A 17,134-nucleotide genomic window follows, 5' to 3' on the forward strand; every position below is an offset into this window, starting at 1 on the left:
GTCAGTAGCCCGGCGGCGCTGCGCTTGCACGGGCCTACGATTTTGTAGGCCGGATAAGCGAAGCGCCATCCGGCGTTTACACCGCACTCCGTTTCGGTAAAAAGAGCCACAATCCCGCCAGCATCACAATGGCGTAGAGACTTTTCCATCCCACCATCGCCAGCAGCAGTAAGCAGAGTATCCCACCGATTATCGCCAGCGCTTTATAGCGGCCTTTCAACAGGCGACATCCCGCCAGCATGCACAACAGATAGATCATGATGAAGATGCCGTTGGCATAGACGATAAGCGCGTCGAGGTTGATATCCAGCCAGTAGATTGCCAGCGTGCTTATCACACAGCAGCCCAGCACCGCGTTCAGGGCGTTGAGCGGTAGCTGGCGTCTGGACAGGCGGGCGAGGGGGCTTTCGGGTTTGTACAGCGCCTGGGACCACACCAGCCGGGCAAAGCTCTGGATGTAGATATTCAGACTGGCGAAGCAGGCGAGGTAACCAATCACGCAGGCAACCCACAGCGCTTTTACGCCAAATAGCTGGACCACGATGGCGGGCAGCGAGGCCGCCGCAGCCATATCGGCACCATAGGCAGTGAAATGAAGCACCAGCACCGTACAGGCCCAGTAGACCGTACCTGCCAGCAGCAGCCCTATCATCAGCGCCCGCGGGAAATCACGTTCTGGCTGTTTAAACTCGGAGGCCAGGTGTGCAAAGGCTTCAAGGCCGACAAAACACCAGAACATAACGGAAAGGGCTGCGAAGAGCTGCGAATGATCGATATCGGTTAAGGCAGGGAAGGGGATCTGTGTCACCTCAAGATCCCCTGCCCACCAGATAGCGGCAATCAGCGCCACAATCAGCACTGCCACCAGGGTTTGTAGATTGGCGCTGGAACTGGCGCCGCGTGAACCGACCCACCAGACGATGGCCAACGTACCTAGTTCAGCCAGCAAGAGCTGCGCGTCATGCCAGTCAAACAGCGCCTGGCCAAACCCCGTCGCAATATGCAGGGCAGCAGGCAAACCCACGGGGATAACAGAGAGAAACAGCCAGCCGGTGACGCGCTCCAGACGCGGGCCAAATGCCATACCGACAAAGTGCGCCACGCCACCGGCGCTCGGGAAGTGTCGCCCGAGAAGGGCAAATACAATCGCTACCGGGAAGACCAGTACAATAAGCACCGGCCAGGCCCACAGACTGTTATCACCCGCCACCAGGGCCGCCAGCGCCGGTACGGCAAACACCCCCGTACCTAATAAAGAGGTTGAAAGTAAGCCAACACCCTGCGCGAGTCCCAGCTCCTGTTTGAGTCCACTCATTCCATTGTCCTGCCGCCATCAAAAGAGAGGCGATGGTAACACTTTCACAAATTTTTTTTCGACTACCCCTTGAAGGGGTAAAACCCCATCCCCATCTCTCAGGGCACTAGCCGGAAAACCGCTTACGGCCCGGCGTCACCCATAACTGATAATGACTTTCTCAAAGGAGAGCTATCAATGAGTATTCGTCCGTTACATGATCGTGTGATCGTCAAACGTAAAGAAGTTGAAACCAAATCTGCGGGCGGCATCGTTCTGACCGGTTCTGCAGCAGCAAAATCAACGCGTGGCGAAATCATCGCTGTCGGTAAAGGTCGCATTCTGGAAAACGGAAATGTGCAGCCGCTGGACGTTAAAGTTGGTGACATCGTCATTTTCAACGATGGCTACGGTGTGAAATCCGAGAAGATCGACAATGAAGAAGTGCTGATCATGTCCGAAAGCGACATTCTGGCAATTGTTGAAGCGTAATCCGCGAACGACACTGAACATACGAATTTAAGGGAAAGATTAAAATGGCAGCTAAAGACGTAAAATTCGGTAACGACGCTCGTGTGAAAATGCTGCGCGGCGTAAACGTACTGGCAGACGCAGTTAAAGTGACCCTGGGCCCGAAAGGCCGTAACGTGGTTCTGGATAAATCCTTCGGCGCACCAACCATCACCAAAGATGGTGTTTCCGTAGCGCGTGAGATCGAGCTGGAAGACAAGTTCGAAAACATGGGTGCCCAGATGGTGAAAGAAGTTGCCTCTAAAGCGAACGACGCTGCAGGCGACGGCACCACCACCGCAACTGTACTGGCGCAGGCTATCATCACTGAAGGTCTGAAAGCCGTTGCTGCGGGTATGAACCCGATGGATCTGAAACGTGGTATCGACAAAGCTGTCGCGTCCGCTGTTGAAGAACTGAAAGCGCTGTCCGTACCGTGCTCTGACTCTAAAGCTATTGCTCAGGTTGGTACCATCTCCGCTAACTCCGACGAAACCGTAGGTAAACTGATCGCTGAAGCGATGGATAAAGTCGGTAAAGAAGGCGTGATCACCGTTGAAGACGGTACCGGTCTGGAAGACGAACTGGACGTGGTTGAAGGTATGCAGTTCGACCGCGGTTACCTCTCTCCATACTTCATCAACAAGCCAGAAACTGGCGCTGTTGAGCTGGAAAGCCCGTTCATCCTGCTGGCTGACAAGAAAATCTCCAACATCCGCGAAATGCTGCCAGTTCTGGAAGCCGTTGCGAAAGCAGGCAAGCCGCTGGTTATCATCGCTGAAGACGTTGAAGGCGAAGCGCTGGCAACGCTGGTGGTTAACACCATGCGTGGCATCGTGAAAGTGGCAGCGGTTAAAGCACCTGGCTTCGGCGATCGCCGTAAAGCGATGCTGCAGGATATCGCTACCCTGACTGGCGGTACCGTCATCTCCGAAGAGATCGGTATGGAGCTGGAAAAAGCGACGCTGGAAGACCTGGGTCAGGCGAAACGCGTTGTTATCAACAAAGACACCACCACCATCATCGATGGCGTGGGTGAAGAAGATGCCATCCAGGGCCGTGTTGCTCAGATCCGTAAGCAGATCGAAGAAGCGACTTCTGACTACGACCGTGAAAAACTGCAGGAGCGCGTTGCTAAACTGGCAGGCGGCGTAGCCGTTATCAAAGTCGGTGCCGCTACCGAAGTTGAGATGAAAGAGAAGAAAGCCCGCGTTGACGATGCCCTGCACGCGACCCGTGCTGCGGTAGAAGAAGGCGTGGTTGCTGGTGGTGGTGTTGCTCTGGTTCGCGTTGCAGCGAAACTGGCTGGCCTGACCGCTCAGAACGAAGATCAGAACGTAGGTATCAAAGTTGCGCTGCGCGCAATGGAAGCGCCACTGCGTCAGATCGTTTCCAACGCCGGTGAAGAGCCGTCTGTTGTGGCGAACATGGTGAAAGCGGGCGAAGGTAACTACGGTTACAACGCCGCTACCGAAGAGTACGGCAACATGATCGACTTCGGTATCCTGGACCCAACTAAAGTGACCCGTTCTGCTCTGCAGTACGCGGCCTCTGTTGCTGGCCTGATGATCACCACCGAGTGCATGGTCACTGACCTGCCAAAAGGCGATGCGCCTGATTTAGGTGCTGCTGGTGGTATGGGCGGCATGGGTGGTATGGGCGGCATGATGTAATCATGTTGTTCTGCACCTCGCAGAAATGAATAAACCCCCGGTCAGAAATGATCGGGGGTTTTTCTTTTGGTCATCTTTTAGGTATAAGGTTTAGACGCGGGCAGCACGTGCCCAGCTTATTGAAAACGAGGAATAACATGCGCGTTAAAGTGGGTGCAGGGATCGTAGCGGCAGCGTTGCTGCTGGCGGGGTGTAGTTCCGGTAACGAACTCTCTTCTGGTGGGCAGAGCGTTCGCTTTGTAGAAGATAAGCCGGGCAGTGAATGTCAGCTGGTCGGTACCGCAACCGGTAAACAAAGTAACTGGCTTTCTGGGCAGCATGGCGAAGAGGGCGGTTCAATGCGCGGCGCGGCAAACGCTCTGCGTAATCATGCAGCGGAGATGGGCGGGAACGTGATTTATGGCGTGAGCAGCCCAACCCAGGGCTTGCTGTCGAGTTTTGTCCCGACCGCCAGCGAAATGCAGGGCCAGGTTTATAAGTGCCCGAACTGATTCAATGTCGGATTATCCCTCTCCATCAGGAGAGGGCAACCCGTACAAGCCGTTAATGGAACCTGTTTTTCAGCCCGACGCAACTTACTGAGACAGTGTTCCCTGCGTCTCAAGACAGAAGTTCTGAAGCGCTTTAAGGCAGTTTGCTTTCGCCAGGGGTTTTTCAGGCTGTGATGGAATAATTCTGCTAAAGGTCTGACACAGGGTATATTTCCCCTGAATCTCTTTAATAGACGGGGTTAAAAAGGCCACTCGCTGAATAATATTGTCAGCTTCAGGCGTGTTCGGCTGAGCATTAGATTTAATTACCGTGCCGGCAAGGATTTTTTTTCCGTTTTCGGTATTAAAGCAATACAAGACCGCCAGATAATGCGCAAAAAGGCTCTCTTTCCACGGCTCGTGCTTAATCTCGAGATAGCGCAAATTATCGACATTCGCTAAGTCAACGTTATAAAGCAGGATGAAATCCAGAATCGATCCCATCATCTGGAACGCTTCTTTATCATTAGAGGCTTCAATCGCTTTGACGATCGCCATCATAATAAATTCAGCCTCTAAGTCACCAATATCGAGAGTAACAACATGCTGATTATTGAGTGACATAATCAGCGTGAATCCTTCATCGGCAAATTTGGGTGCCATAGACATGACCAGTTTGCCGGTATCGGGTTGCATAACCTCTTGCGCAGTAATTTGAGGGATATTTTTAGTCAACGATTCAATAGTAGTCATCAACTCTGCTTTGTAACTTTCCCCTCGTTCTTTTATGCGCTGAGAAACCTTATACATACGGTTATTAAGAATGGTAAGGAAATCAACCAGGGTAGACATTTGCATGAAGAGTATATGCTCGTTGTCAGTGTTATCCCTTACCTTTAAGGTCATAACGGACAGGCGTTCACCCTGTTTGATTGGTACAGTATTTATGCCTTTGATTTCCATTTTGGCGTTTTCCCTTTGAGTGATTAAACGGACTGGAAGGTCGTTTTATGGGTAGATAAATCGATAACCCGATCTGCAGAGGCAATCGTTGAAGGACGATGTGCAACAATCACGCGTGTAATGCTTAGATTCGAGATCGCCTGGTTAATGTATGATTCATTATCAAGGTCGAGGTGACTTGTCGCCTCATCCATAAATAAGATACTTGGCTTGCGATAAAGCGCCCGGGCAATCAGTATGCGTTGCTTCTGCCCACCAGAAATCCCTAATCCTAACTCACCGATTATCGTTTCATAACCCATCGGCATTTTCATGATTTCATTGTGGATGTTGCTGTTACGGGCGCATTGCTCAATAAATGCTTGATCTGCATTGTCTTCAAAGCAGCTGATGTTTTCAGCTATAGAGCCAGAAAACAGGCGATCCTCCTGCAACACGCAGTATGTACTCAGGCGATAGTTATTCAGGCCAATCTTGTTAATATCGAGATTGTTAGCCAGGACATCACCCGTTGTCGGCGCAAGAAGACCGCACATAACTTTCAGTAAAGTCGTTTTGCCTACACCTGATGGGCCCACTAAAGCGACTGACTCCCCGGGGGAGATGGTGAGATCCAACTGGGAAAATATAGGTTGTGAAAAAGGATCGTACTGATAGCTGAGATTTTTAATCTCAAGTTTCACGCCTGTGTTTTCTTCAAATACGCGGCGGGTAGGCATCTCCGCTTCCGGCTCGCTAAAGGCAATTTCTGACAGTCGCTCGTTATGCAAAGATAACATGCGAACCTGCATAAAGAGATCGACGAGGCTTGAGGCTCGCTGAGAGAATTGGCCGCGGTAGGCGTTAAACGCCATAAACATACCGAGGGTCATATTATTATCGATGACCATCAAGGCGCCCAGCCATAAAATTACCACCTGATCGATGGTCGATATGAACGTATTAATGCCGCTAAACATCATGTCAAACCGGGTCTGCTTAATGCCAGCGTTACAGGCATCCACGTTGATATTAAGCCAGTATTTAGAGCGTCTCTCTCTTAAATTAAGCGCTTTGATTGTAGATATGCCGTACAGGGATTCCATGAAATGGGAACTTGAACGCGCCCCTTTAATGACCTGCTCTTCAGAAACACGGCGATAAAAACGATAAGTGCCTAAACGCATAATGGCATAGCAGGCTGTAAAACCTACCACCACCCATACCAGCCAGCCACCGTATAGCGTAAGCATGATGAGCAGGCCGATAGTCATGATTGAATCAATAACCCCGGTGACGATACTGTTCGTAAAGGTAGAACGAATCACATCCAGCGAGGAGAATCGAGACTGGATATCCCCCAAATGCCGCTTTTCAAAAAATGAGAGCGGCAGGCTGGTGAGGTGATCAAACAGCGTCGTTTTCCACTGAATATTGGTTAAGGTGTTTAGCGTGAGCGACGTCCACGCGCGCAACATGCTAATGAAGGTACGAAATAACGTAAAGGATACCAGTCCAATACAAATGACGGATAATAAGCTCTGGTCATGCGCCATAATCACATGGTCGGTAACCAGTTGTGTACCGACAGGTAATAAAAGACCGATAGCTTCAATAACAACAGAAAAGGCAAACAGCTTAAGTAAGGTGCTTTTGAGACCAACAATATTTCTCATCAAATCCAGCAAGCGTAATTGCGTTTTCGCTTTTTCTTGCCGGAAAGAGTGATCGGGCCACAGTTCGAGGGCCACGCCGGTAAAATAGTTGGACATCTCCTGCATGCCGATGACGCGTTTGCCCAGCGCGGGATCGTGAACAACGAAACTCGATTTTTTTACTTGCGTCAAAACGACAAAGTGATTCATTCCCCAGTGGAGAATACAGGGTAACTTCAGTTGCCGAATTTCATCCAGATCGAGGGAAAGCGCACGGTTTTTCAGACCTGCACGTTCCGCTGTGTGGCTTAAGGATAGCAGCGTCGTGCCCTGGCTCGGGCTGCCGAAGCGCTGGCGAAAATTAAACAAATCGATATTCAGGCCATAAAAACCGGCGACCATTGCCAGGCATGCGATACCGCATTCTGACGCTTCTGCCTGCAAAATAACGGGGGTTTTATTTCGCAAAGAAAAGTTCAGCTGTTCTGTAATCGTTTTAAATAAGGCCTTAGTCATTGATTGGTCCACTTACGCTCTGGGCAATTTTATAAAATGGAGTAAACATCCACATGTAAAGCGGACGCTCTTCAAGGAAAACAATCGCCTGTGCTTTTAAGCCATTGGACAATTCAAGTTTCTTTCCGTTGTAGATGAAGCTCGTATGTTTTATTTTTACTATTGCTTTATAAAGCGCGAACTCCTGTTGATTGGCCCCTGTTGTAACGTTAGTGTACTCAGCCATTTCCTGACGAGAAGCGGGTACAGAGGAGATAGACATAATTTCTCCCGGAAACTGACCAAACTTATCGGAAGGAAATGCATCATAGCGAATATTAACCGTATCCCCGGGTTTGACGTAGGGGATACTGTTATTAGGCAACCACAGTATTAAATAATACTCGATATTTCCGGTGGGTTTAATTTGTGCAAGGCTACTGCCTTTATCAACCATCTGACCCACCGTTACGGCTACGGATTCAATCTTGCCTGCTGCTGTGGCTTTAATAACCGCATTACCGTTGGCGTTTGATTCCACGGCTTGATTTTTGAAATCATTTATCTGGTTTTTTTGACTGGAGATCTGATTATCAAAATCGGCAGCTTTAATCACAATATCACTCTTTAATTGGGTGAGTTGCGATTCGAGATGCATTTTCTGGCTAATAAGGGATTGATAGGTACCCTGTTGCTGAAAATAGAGAGAGTGCTGGTAGTTATATTGATCTTTGGTAATCAACCCTTGCTTAAGATAGGAGTCATAGCTGGACAGGTTATCCTTCATCTTTTTCAGGCCTGTGCCAGCGTTGGCAAGCATCACTTTCGTCTCTTTGAGCGAGCTCTCATATTGCTTAACTTGGGTATCAAGGGCTTCGAGCGTCTCTTTTTTATTAATTAAGGTCTTATTAATGATCTCTTCGGCATTAAGGATTTTTTCTGAGATGGCGGCATTCATCGCATCGGTTACATTGCCAATAACCGTCGTACGTGAAACATCCAGTTCGTAAAGCGGTGTGCCTTTAGCGACAATGTCTCCGGCTTCCACATGCTTTTTAACGACAAATCCTTGTTGGGGAGCGTAAACGTTTATTGAGTGAGGATGCGTAATCACTTCTCCGCGGACGTCAATACGCTGGGTATAGCTGCAAAAAGTGAGCGTTGAGATCAGTATGACTAAAAATGCAAAGGCCAGCAGGCTTATAAGCCATGCAGGCATTCCTGCCAACAATAATGCTTTTCCTTTCCAGTGATTTTTCTTATATTCAATCGCTTCCTTGCGATACAAACTATTTCCCATGTATTTTCACTTGTTATTAGCGTGGACGGTCCCGGCAGAGGATTCTGCATGATGTTAAACAAAAGTAAAGTGAAATTGAATACAATAGTTTATAAGAAAACATACAGATAATCTTCTGTATTTTCTGTTATAATAACAAGAATTATTCGTAGTATTTATATTTACCTAATCTACTAACATTAATATGTATCTATATTACGACGGGCATAGCTCAAAAATTAAAATCGAATTTGCCTGCTTCCTGTGAAACAGGCAATTTAATTAATGCTGCTTTAATCCCAGATCCAGCGGCGTCTTGCTCGGTTCACCGCCAATCTCACGCGCCAGTTTAGGCACCATATAACCTGACACCAGGGTAAGCAATTCACGCATTATGGCGCGCGCTTCCTCATCATCGACCATAAAGTGCGCAGCACCCTGCACTTTATCCAGCACATGGATGTAATAGGGCATCACCCCGGCATCAAACAGAGCATTACTCAGATCGGCTAACGTCGCAGCACTGTTATTCACGCCACGCAGCAGAACGCTTTGATTGAGTAATGTCACGCCTGCCCGACGCAACCTGGACATGGCATCCCGAAACGCATCGTCAATCTCGTTGGCATGGTTGATATGGTTCACTAACAGGATCTGGAGTGAGGAGCGCCCCAGCCGGTGAGTCAGCTCATCGGTAATACGTGCCGGGATAACAATCGGTAAACGACTATGAATGCGTAGCCGTTTAATGTGCGGGATCGCTTCCAGTTGTGTAATTAACCAGTCCAGCTCGTGATCCTTCGCCATCAAAGGGTCGCCGCCGGAGAAGATGATCTCATCCAGTTCCGGATGAGAGACGATGTAATCAAGCGCCGTCTGCCAGTTACGCTTGTTCCCCTGGTTATCGGCATAGGGGAAGTGGCGACGGAAACAGTACCGGCAATTTACCGCGCAACCGCCCTTAACCAGCAATAGTGCGCGATTACGGTACTTGTGCAGCAAACCGGGCACCACGCTGTTCTGCTCTTCAAGGGGATCGGTGCTAAAACCGGGGGCGGTGATAAACTCATCCTGCGCAGTAAGCACCTGTTTTAAGAGCGGATCGCCAGGGTTGCCTTTTTCCATGCGTGCAACAAAAGCGCGAGGAACACGCAGCGCAAACAGGCGCTTCGCTTCCCGTCCGGCAAGGAGTTTTTCGTTAGCGTCTACATTTAAAAGACGTAGCAGTTCATCAGGACTGGTGATTACATCGGCAAGTTGCAATAACCAATCTTCTCTGGATGGGGTGTTTAGGGTTACAATATGCGCCATTTTGTGGCTTAGCTACCAGTTAACAATTTCAGAGGGCCTTATGGCGACTTACTATAGCAACGATTTTCGTGCCGGTCTTAAAATCATGATGGATGGCGAACCGTACGCGGTTGAAGCCAGTGAATTCGTGAAACCAGGTAAAGGCCAGGCATTCGCACGCGTTAAGCTGCGCCGCCTGCTGACCGGTACCCGTATCGAGAAAACCTTCAAATCCACCGACTCTGCTGAAGGCGCAGACGTTGTTGATATGAACCTCACCTACCTGTACAACGACGGTGAATTCTATCACTTCATGAACAACTCTACTTTCGAACAGCTCTCTGCTGATGAGAAAGCTGTCGGTGACAGCGCTAAATGGCTGCTGGATCAGGCTGAGTGCATCGTGACCCTGTGGAACGGTCAGCCTATCGCTGTGACCCCACCAAACTTCGTTGAGCTGGAAATCGTTGAAACCGATCCAGGTCTGAAGGGTGACACCGCAGGTACTGGCGGCAAGCCAGCTAAGCTGTCTACCGGCGCTGTGGTTAAAGTTCCACTGTTCGTCCAGACTGGCGAAGTGATCAAAGTTGACACTCGCTCTGGTGAATACGTTTCTCGCGTGAAGTAATTCATTCCGGGATGCTGGGCGCAGCGGTCTGCTGCGCCTTACCATTCTAAAGAAGGGTCATGGAAGATGTCGCGTACACTCAAAATTATCCTGATGACAATGATTGCCAGCGCTCTGCTTTCCGGCTGCAACACCGCTCGTGGTGTCGGGGAAGATATCAGAAGCCTGGGTAATGCTATTTCGCACGCCGCCTCCTGATACTTTCTACTTTTCCTAAAAATTCTTCCTTTTCCGGCACTCGTCGGGATCCTGGCTATGCTTATGTAGCTGTACAAAATAACTTTGCCTAAAAAAGGAAGACATTATGCTTAAGAAAACATGTGTAGCGATCTTTTCTGTCCTGGTGCTTTCATCTGTATTAACCGCCTGTAATACCACTCGCGGCGTCGGTGAGGATATCTCCTCTGGCGGCAGCGCGATTTCTGGTGCGGCAACTAAAGCACAGAACTAAAGCACAGGCGTAATTTTGGGCGGTACGGTGTTGAAAATTGAATCGCCGTACCCTCAGTTTACCGCTCAGGGCAGTGACAGAAACGGCGAGTACCGGGTATCCATGTGCAATTTCATGCGAATATTGCGCTTGTAGGTATAAACCGTTTTTCCATGAATCCTCAGTTTGCTGGCAATGATGTGGTTGCTGGCGCCATCCATCCACAGCATCAACACCTTCTCCTCCTGGCGCGTCAATAATGGCGTCGCGGCAGGCCCTGGCTCACTGACGTCCTGTGCGGCTAATGCGGCGTTAATCGTCTGGGCCAGTACGTCCAGCGGGGCCGTTTTAGACAACGACGCCCACAAAGGAAAAGTATCCATAAAGGCTGACATTTCAGGGTGTTCATCGGAATGAAGCGAAATGAAAGGCACAGTTTTACTGGCGTTTATCACCGAAGAGAGCTGCTGGATATGCTGAATGTCTGACGTAAATCCTTGAAAATCGGCGATAACCAGCGTCGGCTTCCACTGCAGGATATGCTCTCTGGCAAGAAAGAGATTGTTAAGGCCCGTCACCAGCACGGGTGAAGGAAATAGCCCTGAATGATTGATCCACATTTCCAGGCCCTTACGGGTGTAATGACACCGGTCAATCAAGAGAATTTTGAACATTTTATTTCGCAATCGGCAAAGTATAGTCGCTTCCTGCTATCAGGAAGTGCCCCATCATAAAGAAGTCGGATGAGTAATAAATGACTGAATTTCGCTGCGAATTGCGTCTATTTCCTGGCTTTAATGTCTCAACTATTGAATAAAACAAACGAGTTGAAAAAAGAATTCAAGCTCTTCACAATAGGAAATTCCTATCCCTTACAGGACGACCTGTAAGTGTTTCTTTCATCGGGGACGGCCCCAGACTGTTATTTAAGTTAAGGAGCCTGAAATGTCCTGGATCATCCTTTTTATTGCCGGTTTACTCGAAGTCGTATGGGCCATCGGCCTGAAATATACCCACGGCTTTACGCGTCTCACCCCCAGCGTGATTACCGTCTCTGCCATGATTGTAAGCATCGTGCTGCTCTCCTGGGCGATGCGTTCGCTGCCTGTGGGAACGGCTTATGCCGTATGGACGGGGATCGGTGCGGTAGGGGCGGCCATTACCGGGATTTTACTGCTGGGCGAGTCTGCGAGCCTGGCGCGTATTGCCAGTCTCGCATTGATTGTTGCCGGTATTATCGGGCTGAAGCTCAGCACCCATTAATGGGTCTGCTCAACCCAGATAAGCTTACTGACATCAAATCCCTGACGCGTTGCGGAATCCAGTAACGCTTGTTTCATCTCATCTGAAATCGTCGGTGTGCGGGAGAGGAGCCACAGGTAATCGCGATCTGGCCCGCACACCAGCGCATGCCGGTAATCTTTATCCAGCGCAATCACGTTATAACCGCCATAAAAAGGGCCTATGAAGGAGACTTTCAGCGCTGCGGTATCAGACGCGCCGGTAAAGTACGCCTTGCCCGTCACCTTCTGCCACATGCCGCGTGCAGGATTGTAGCCCCGGTTGATCACCTGGATTCCCCCGTCTTGCATCAGGCTGTAATTCGCTGTCACTTTTTCCAGTCCACGTTCAAAACGGTGGTCAAAGCGGGCAATTTCATACCAGGTGCCAAGGAATCGCTGGACTTCAAAAGGACGAACAACCGTCACGCCCCGGGGTGGGGTAGGGGAGCTACAGGCAACAACCAGAAACGCAACGGTAACTGCGGCGATGACAGGCAGGATGCGCATAAGAATATCCTTACAGGATTTTTGTTAAGTGTAGAACCTGTCAGGAATTTTGCTCTCCCACCGGCAGGCGGGAGAGCGGGGGAGAGATCACATAAAGACCACGGCAACCAGCGTGACGACGCTCAGAATAGCCGCCAGACCGTAGAACACCCATTTACCGTTAGGCACGTGGATCTTCAGGTCATGCATGGCGTGATGAATACGGTGCAAACCGCACCACAGCGGCAGAACAATCATCAGGAAGATGAATACCCGACCAATAAAGCTGTGGGCAAAGGCCAGCACCCGCTCGTAGCTCAGCGCATCGCCAGGATAGAGCCCCAGCGGCAGCATAATGCCCACCAGCAGAACAATGACTGGCGCGATAATGGCGCACCACATGCCGCCTGCTCCAAAAAGACCCCAGAAGACGGGTTCATCAGAGCGTTTTGGATTTGGATTAATCACGATGGTCTCCTTACCAGAACAGGGCTACGCCAAGAATCACCACGGTTACCACCGCAGTCACCACCCAGAGTCCCTTAATGACTGGCTCTGGCCCAAGTTTTTCGTTTTTCACGATAATATTTGCCGCTTTTGGCGCCAGTTCAAACCAGGTTTTGGTATGCAACAGCGCCGCCGCCAGCACGATGATATTCAGGATCACCACAATCGGATTCTGCAGGAACCCGACGAAACCGGCCCAGGTTTCCGGACCGTGTTTAAGAGCAAACAGGCCGTACATCAACTCAATGCTGAACCACACCGCCGGTACTGCTGTGCCTTCACGCAGCATATAGAAGCGATAAAACGGCAGATTTTTCCACCAGGTGGACGGCATTGGCCGTACATAGGCTTTGCGTTTAGTCGTCATCATGCACTCCTTAGCGTGGTTTCAGGGTGGCGATAAGAAAGTCTTTCGAACTTTCCACCTTACCCTGTTGGATCGCGGCGGCCGGATCGACATGCTTCGGACAGACTTCCGAGCAGTAGCCGACAAAGGTACAGGTCCATACGCCGTTCTGGCCGTTCAGCTGCGTCATACGTTCTTTCTTACCGTGATCGCGGCTGTCTTCGTTGTAGCGATGCGCCAGGGTAATGGCTGCTGGCCCGATAAACTCCGGATTCAGGCCAAACTGCGGACAGGCGGCATAGCACAGACCGCAGTTGATACAGCCGGAGAACTGATGGTATTTGGCCATCTGCGCCGGGGTCTGTTTGTTAGGCCCTTGATCCGGTGTGCGCGGGTTACCAATGATGTATGGCTTAATGGCTTCCAGGCTTTCGATAAAGTGGGTCATGTCGACCACCAGATCGCGCTCAATCGGGAAGTTCCCCAGAGCCTCGACTTTCATGCCCTTCGGGTATTCACGCAGGAAGGTTTTACAGGCCAGCTTAGGCACCTTGTTGACCATCATGCCGCAGGAGCCGCAAATGGCCATACGGCAGGACCAGCGATAGCTCAGGTCCGGCGCCAGATTGTCTTTGATATAACCCAGCGCATCCAGCAGGGAGGTCTGTTCATCGTAAGGGACTTCATAGAAAGCACTGTGCGGGGCGCTATCCACTTCCGGGTTATAGCGCACCACTTCTACTTTCAGGGTTTGCATCTCAGCCATTCGCCGTCTCCTTCTTATCGGCTGCTTCCGCTTCTGCACCGTAAACGCGTTTCGCTGGTGGCAGCGTGGTGATTTTCACGTCGCTGTAGTCCAGACGGGTCGTGCCGTCCGCATCGCGATAAGCGAGGGTGTGCTTGAGGAAGTTCACGTCGTCACGCTCGGTGCAGCCTTCGTCCAGACGCTGATGCGCGCCGCGCGACTCTTTACGCGCCATGGCGGAGTGCGCCATACATTCGGCAACATTCAGCCCGTGGCCCAGCTCAATGGTGTAGAGCAGATCGGTATTGAAGACGCTGGAGGTATCCGTCACCCGCACGCGTTTGAAGCGCTCCTGCAGCTCAGCCAGCTTATCGATGGTTTTCTGCATCAGCTCCGGCGTACGGTAAATACCACAGCCCTCTTCCATAGAGAGCCCCATCTCATCGCGGATCTTCGCCCAGTTTTCGCTGCCTTCCTGATTCACCAGATTTTTCAGGCGCTGCTCGACATCGGCTGCCTGCGCATCGAGCGCGGCGTCGTTCGCCTCACCAGCGGCAGCGGCGCGCGCAACGGCCTGCTCACCGGCCAGACGGCCAAACACCACCAGTTCCGCCAGCGAGTTTGAACCGAGACGGTTAGCCCCGTGCAGGCCAACGGAGGAGCATTCGCCCACTGCAAACAGGCCCTGAATGCGGGTTTCACACTGCTGATCGGTTTCGATACCGCCCATGGTGTAGTGCGCGGTTGGACGCACAGGAATCGGATCTTTAACCGGGTCGACGCCGACATAGGCTTTGGACAGTTCACAGATGAACGGCAGACGTTCCAGCAGTTTTTTCTCACCCAGGTGACGCAGATCGAGGTAGACCACATCGCCGCGCGGGGTAGGGATGGTGTTGCCTTTACGCCACTCATGCCAGAAAGCCTGGGACACTTTATCGCGCGGGCCGAGCTCCATATATTTGTTCTTCGGCTCGCCCAGCGGCGTTTCCGGGCCCATGCCGTAATCCTGCAGATAGCGATAGCCGTCTTTATTGACCAGAATACCGCCTTCACCGCGGCAGCCTTCAGTCATCAGAATACCGGAACCCGGCAGGCCGGTTGGGTGATACTGCACGAACTCCATATCGCGCAGCGGAACGCCGTGCTGTAGCGCCATGCCCATCCCGTCGCCGGTCACGATGCCGCCGTTGGTGTTATAGCGGTAGACACGTCCGGCCCCGCCGGTCGCCATCACCACAGCATTGGCGCGGATCTGGACCAGCGTACCTTCCATCATATTCATCGCCACCAGGCCGCGAGCCTGGCCGTCATCGACCAGAATGTCGAGGACGAAATGTTCGTCGAAGCGCTGGATCTGGGGAAACTGGAGTGATGTCTGGAACAGGGTGTGGAGCATATGGAAGCCCGTTTTATCGGCGGCAAACCAGGTACGCTCAATTTTCATGCCGCCAAAGCGACGCACGTTGACGCTGCCGTCATCCCGGCGGCTCCACGGACAACCCCACTGCTCAAGCTGGGTCATTTCCGTCGGGCAATGATGGACGAAATAATCAACGACATCCTGCTCGCATAGCCAGTCGCCGCCGGCCACCGTGTCGTGGAAGTGATAATCAAAGCTGTCATGATCCTGCGCGACGGCGGCGGATCCCCCTTCGGCGGCAACCGTATGGCTGCGCATTGGGTATACTTTTGAAATCAGGGCGATTTTAGCGTTCGGATTAGCCTGGGCTGCAGCTATCGCTGCGCGTAATCCTGCTCCGCCAGCGCCTATAATGGCAAGATCGGCTTGAAAGGTATGCACGACATTCCTCCAGATTTTTGATATTCGCATCATGACTACCCTAGGGTAGGGCAGGGCCCCGGAGGGCGAATGCGAAAGCGATTCCACTGCTCCTTTATGGGTAACGCAGTATAGCCGCAGGGAAAGAAGGGAAATTTGACGTGTTCGATTTTTTTGCGGTTATTTCCCTTCATTTATCACTGCAATTGATGAATTGCGTCACGTAATTATTGGAAGTTATGAAAATCCTAAAATTCACTGGGCAAAATTTGTCTCCGCCCTGGGTTGCGAGTAGACTTCGTCCCCTTGTCTGAAATCGGAGAAATTCTCATGAGCGAAACGGCCACCTGGCAGCCGAGCGCATCCATCCCCAATCTGTTAAAACGCGCAGCGATTATGGCGGAGATCCGCCGCTTCTTTGCCGACCGCGGAGTGCTGGAGGTGGAAACGCCCTGCATGAGTCAGGCGACGGTCACGGATATTCATCTGGTGCCGTTTGAAACCCGTTTTGTTGGCCCTGGTCACTCTCAGGGGATGAATCTCTATCTGATGACCAGCCCGGAATACCACATGAAACGCCTGCTGGCAGCCGGATGTGGCCCGGTGTACCAACTGTGCCGCAGTTTCCGCAATGAAGAGATGGGGCGTCATCACAATCCGGAATTCACCATGCTGGAGTGGTACCGTCCGCACTATGACATGTACCGCCTGATGAACGAGGTGGACGACCTGCTGCAACAGGTGCTGGAGTGCCCGGAAGCCGAAACGCTCTCTTATCAGCAGGCTTTCCAGCGTCATCTGGAGATTGATCCGCTCTCGGCTGACAAAACGCAACTGCGTGAAGCTGCAGCAAAACTGGATCTCAGCAACATTGCCGATACCGAAGAAGATCGCGATACGCTGCTGCAGATGCTCTTTACCTTTGGTGTTGAGCCGCAGATTGGTAAAGATCGCCCGACCTTCGTCTATCACTTCCCGGCAAGCCAGGCGTCACTGGCGCAAATCAGCACGGAAGACCACCGTGTGGCGGAGCGCTTCGAGGTTTACTTTAAAGGTATTGAACTGGCGAATGGTTTCCATGAGCTGACCGATGCCCGGGAGCAGCAACAGCGTTTCGAACAGGATAACCGCAAGCGTGCCGCACGCGGCCTGCCGCAACAGCCTATCGACCACAACTTACTGGGTGCGTTAAAAGCGGGCCTGCCGGACTGCTCCGGCGTGGCGCTGGGCGTTGATCGTCTGGTGATGCTGGCGCTGGGCGCCGAGCAACTGGGTGATGTGATTGCGTTTACCGTAGATCGCGCCTGACATTTTGTTT

19 protein-coding genes are annotated in these 17,134 nt (G+C 51.4%); 8 read left to right on the top strand and 11 right to left on the bottom strand.

The annotated features are described in order from the left end of the window. Positions 1 to 76: 76 nt before the first annotated feature. Positions 77 to 1,315, bottom strand: a complete 1,239-nt coding sequence (gene yjeH, locus GNG26_RS01670) for an L-methionine/branched-chain amino acid transporter (RefSeq protein ID WP_156237568.1) — start codon at positions 1,313 to 1,315, stop codon at positions 77 to 79. A gap of 177 nt (positions 1,316 to 1,492) precedes the next feature. Here yjeH and GNG26_RS01675 point away from each other — a divergent pair, with 177 nt between their 5' ends. From GNG26_RS01675 to GNG26_RS01685, 3 genes are all read left to right on the top strand, one after another. After that, positions 1,493 to 1,786, top strand: a complete 294-nt coding sequence (locus GNG26_RS01675; protein ID WP_032616151.1) for a co-chaperone GroES — start codon at positions 1,493 to 1,495, stop codon at positions 1,784 to 1,786. A 44-nt stretch (positions 1,787 to 1,830) separates the two neighbouring features. After that, positions 1,831 to 3,477: a chaperonin GroEL gene (gene groL / locus GNG26_RS01680; protein ID WP_103822975.1), complete on the top strand. Its 1,647-nt coding sequence runs from the start codon at positions 1,831 to 1,833 to the stop codon at positions 3,475 to 3,477. A 137-nt stretch (positions 3,478 to 3,614) separates the two neighbouring features. Beyond that, positions 3,615 to 3,968: a DUF4156 domain-containing protein gene (locus tag GNG26_RS01685; protein ID WP_103822976.1), complete on the top strand. Its 354-nt coding sequence runs from the start codon at positions 3,615 to 3,617 to the stop codon at positions 3,966 to 3,968. A gap of 84 nt (positions 3,969 to 4,052) precedes the next feature. Here GNG26_RS01685 and yjeJ read toward each other — a convergent pair whose 3' ends face one another. From yjeJ to epmB, 4 genes are all read right to left on the bottom strand, one after another. Beyond that, complete coding sequence (yjeJ, locus tag GNG26_RS01690) at positions 4,053 to 4,910, bottom strand: YjeJ family protein (protein WP_156237570.1); 858 nt, start codon at positions 4,908 to 4,910, stop codon at positions 4,053 to 4,055. Between the two features lie 23 nt (positions 4,911 to 4,933). Continuing rightward, a complete protein-coding gene (locus tag GNG26_RS01695) occupies positions 4,934 to 7,060 on the bottom strand; it encodes a peptidase domain-containing ABC transporter (protein WP_156237572.1) in 2,127 nt (708 codons plus the stop codon). Then, a complete protein-coding gene (locus tag GNG26_RS01700; protein WP_114388119.1) occupies positions 7,053 to 8,339 on the bottom strand; it encodes an HlyD family secretion protein in 1,287 nt (428 codons plus the stop codon). The genes GNG26_RS01695 and GNG26_RS01700 overlap by 8 nt, the downstream gene beginning before the upstream one ends. Before the next feature lie 261 nt (positions 8,340 to 8,600). Further along, on the bottom strand, positions 8,601 to 9,629 hold the full coding sequence (epmB, locus tag GNG26_RS01705; RefSeq protein WP_156237574.1) for an EF-P beta-lysylation protein EpmB: 1,029 nt from the start codon (positions 9,627 to 9,629) through the stop codon (positions 8,601 to 8,603). Positions 9,630 to 9,669: 40 nt separating this feature from the next. Here epmB and efp point away from each other — a divergent pair, with 40 nt between their 5' ends. The 3 genes from efp to ecnB all read left to right on the top strand — a co-directional run bounded on the left by efp (position 9,670) and on the right by ecnB (position 10,687). Continuing rightward, entirely contained in the window at positions 9,670 to 10,236 is a 567-nt protein-coding gene (gene efp / locus GNG26_RS01710; RefSeq protein WP_103822981.1) for an elongation factor P, read from the top strand. Positions 10,237 to 10,329: 93 nt separating this feature from the next. After that, positions 10,330 to 10,434, top strand: coding sequence for an entericidin A/B family lipoprotein (locus GNG26_RS01715; protein WP_370463885.1), 105 nt, complete (start codon positions 10,330 to 10,332; stop codon positions 10,432 to 10,434). 106 nt (positions 10,435 to 10,540) lie between these two features. Then, positions 10,541 to 10,687, top strand: a complete 147-nt coding sequence (gene ecnB, locus GNG26_RS01720) for a lipoprotein toxin entericidin B (RefSeq protein WP_103177950.1) — start codon at positions 10,541 to 10,543, stop codon at positions 10,685 to 10,687. A 65-nt stretch (positions 10,688 to 10,752) separates the two neighbouring features. Here the strand turns inward: ecnB and GNG26_RS01725 are convergent, their stop codons facing one another. After that, a complete protein-coding gene (locus GNG26_RS01725) occupies positions 10,753 to 11,340 on the bottom strand; it encodes a LuxR C-terminal-related transcriptional regulator (protein WP_156237576.1) in 588 nt (195 codons plus the stop codon). A gap of 271 nt (positions 11,341 to 11,611) precedes the next feature. Between GNG26_RS01725 and sugE the strand changes: the two genes are divergently transcribed. Further along, positions 11,612 to 11,929 carry a quaternary ammonium compound efflux SMR transporter SugE gene (gene sugE / locus GNG26_RS01730; RefSeq protein ID WP_014882209.1) on the top strand — a complete coding sequence of 106 codons (318 nt, stop codon included), beginning with the start codon at positions 11,612 to 11,614 and terminating at the stop codon, positions 11,927 to 11,929. On the opposite strand, the gene GNG26_RS01735 is transcribed toward sugE, so the two are convergent. From GNG26_RS01735 to frdA, 5 genes are all read right to left on the bottom strand, one after another. Further along, positions 11,926 to 12,456 carry a lipocalin family protein gene (locus GNG26_RS01735; RefSeq protein ID WP_114388115.1) on the bottom strand — a complete coding sequence of 177 codons (531 nt, stop codon included), beginning with the start codon at positions 12,454 to 12,456 and terminating at the stop codon, positions 11,926 to 11,928. The genes sugE and GNG26_RS01735 overlap by 4 nt on opposite strands. 87 nt (positions 12,457 to 12,543) lie before the next feature. Further along, positions 12,544 to 12,903 (bottom strand): fumarate reductase subunit FrdD, encoded by a 360-nt coding sequence (gene frdD, locus GNG26_RS01740; protein WP_114316095.1) that lies wholly within the window; start codon positions 12,901 to 12,903, stop codon positions 12,544 to 12,546. A 10-nt stretch (positions 12,904 to 12,913) separates the two neighbouring features. After that, on the bottom strand, positions 12,914 to 13,309 hold the full coding sequence (gene frdC / locus GNG26_RS01745) for a fumarate reductase subunit FrdC (protein WP_103822986.1): 396 nt from the start codon (positions 13,307 to 13,309) through the stop codon (positions 12,914 to 12,916). A 10-nt stretch (positions 13,310 to 13,319) separates the two neighbouring features. Beyond that, positions 13,320 to 14,054, bottom strand: coding sequence for a succinate dehydrogenase/fumarate reductase iron-sulfur subunit (locus GNG26_RS01750; RefSeq protein WP_103177955.1), 735 nt, complete (start codon positions 14,052 to 14,054; stop codon positions 13,320 to 13,322). After that, a complete protein-coding gene (frdA, locus tag GNG26_RS01755; RefSeq protein WP_156237578.1) occupies positions 14,047 to 15,837 on the bottom strand; it encodes a fumarate reductase (quinol) flavoprotein subunit in 1,791 nt (596 codons plus the stop codon). Before frdA ends, GNG26_RS01750 begins: the two co-directional genes overlap by 8 nt. Positions 15,838 to 16,146: 309 nt before the next feature. Between frdA and epmA the strand changes: the two genes are divergently transcribed. Further along, positions 16,147 to 17,124: an elongation factor P--(R)-beta-lysine ligase gene (gene epmA / locus GNG26_RS01760; RefSeq protein ID WP_103177957.1), complete on the top strand. Its 978-nt coding sequence runs from the start codon at positions 16,147 to 16,149 to the stop codon at positions 17,122 to 17,124. The last annotated feature ends 10 nt before the right edge of the window (positions 17,125 to 17,134 follow it).

Origin of the sequence: Leclercia sp. J807, assembly GCF_009734465.1 — a bacterium.
In the GTDB taxonomy this organism is placed as follows: domain Bacteria; phylum Pseudomonadota; class Gammaproteobacteria; order Enterobacterales; family Enterobacteriaceae; genus Enterobacter.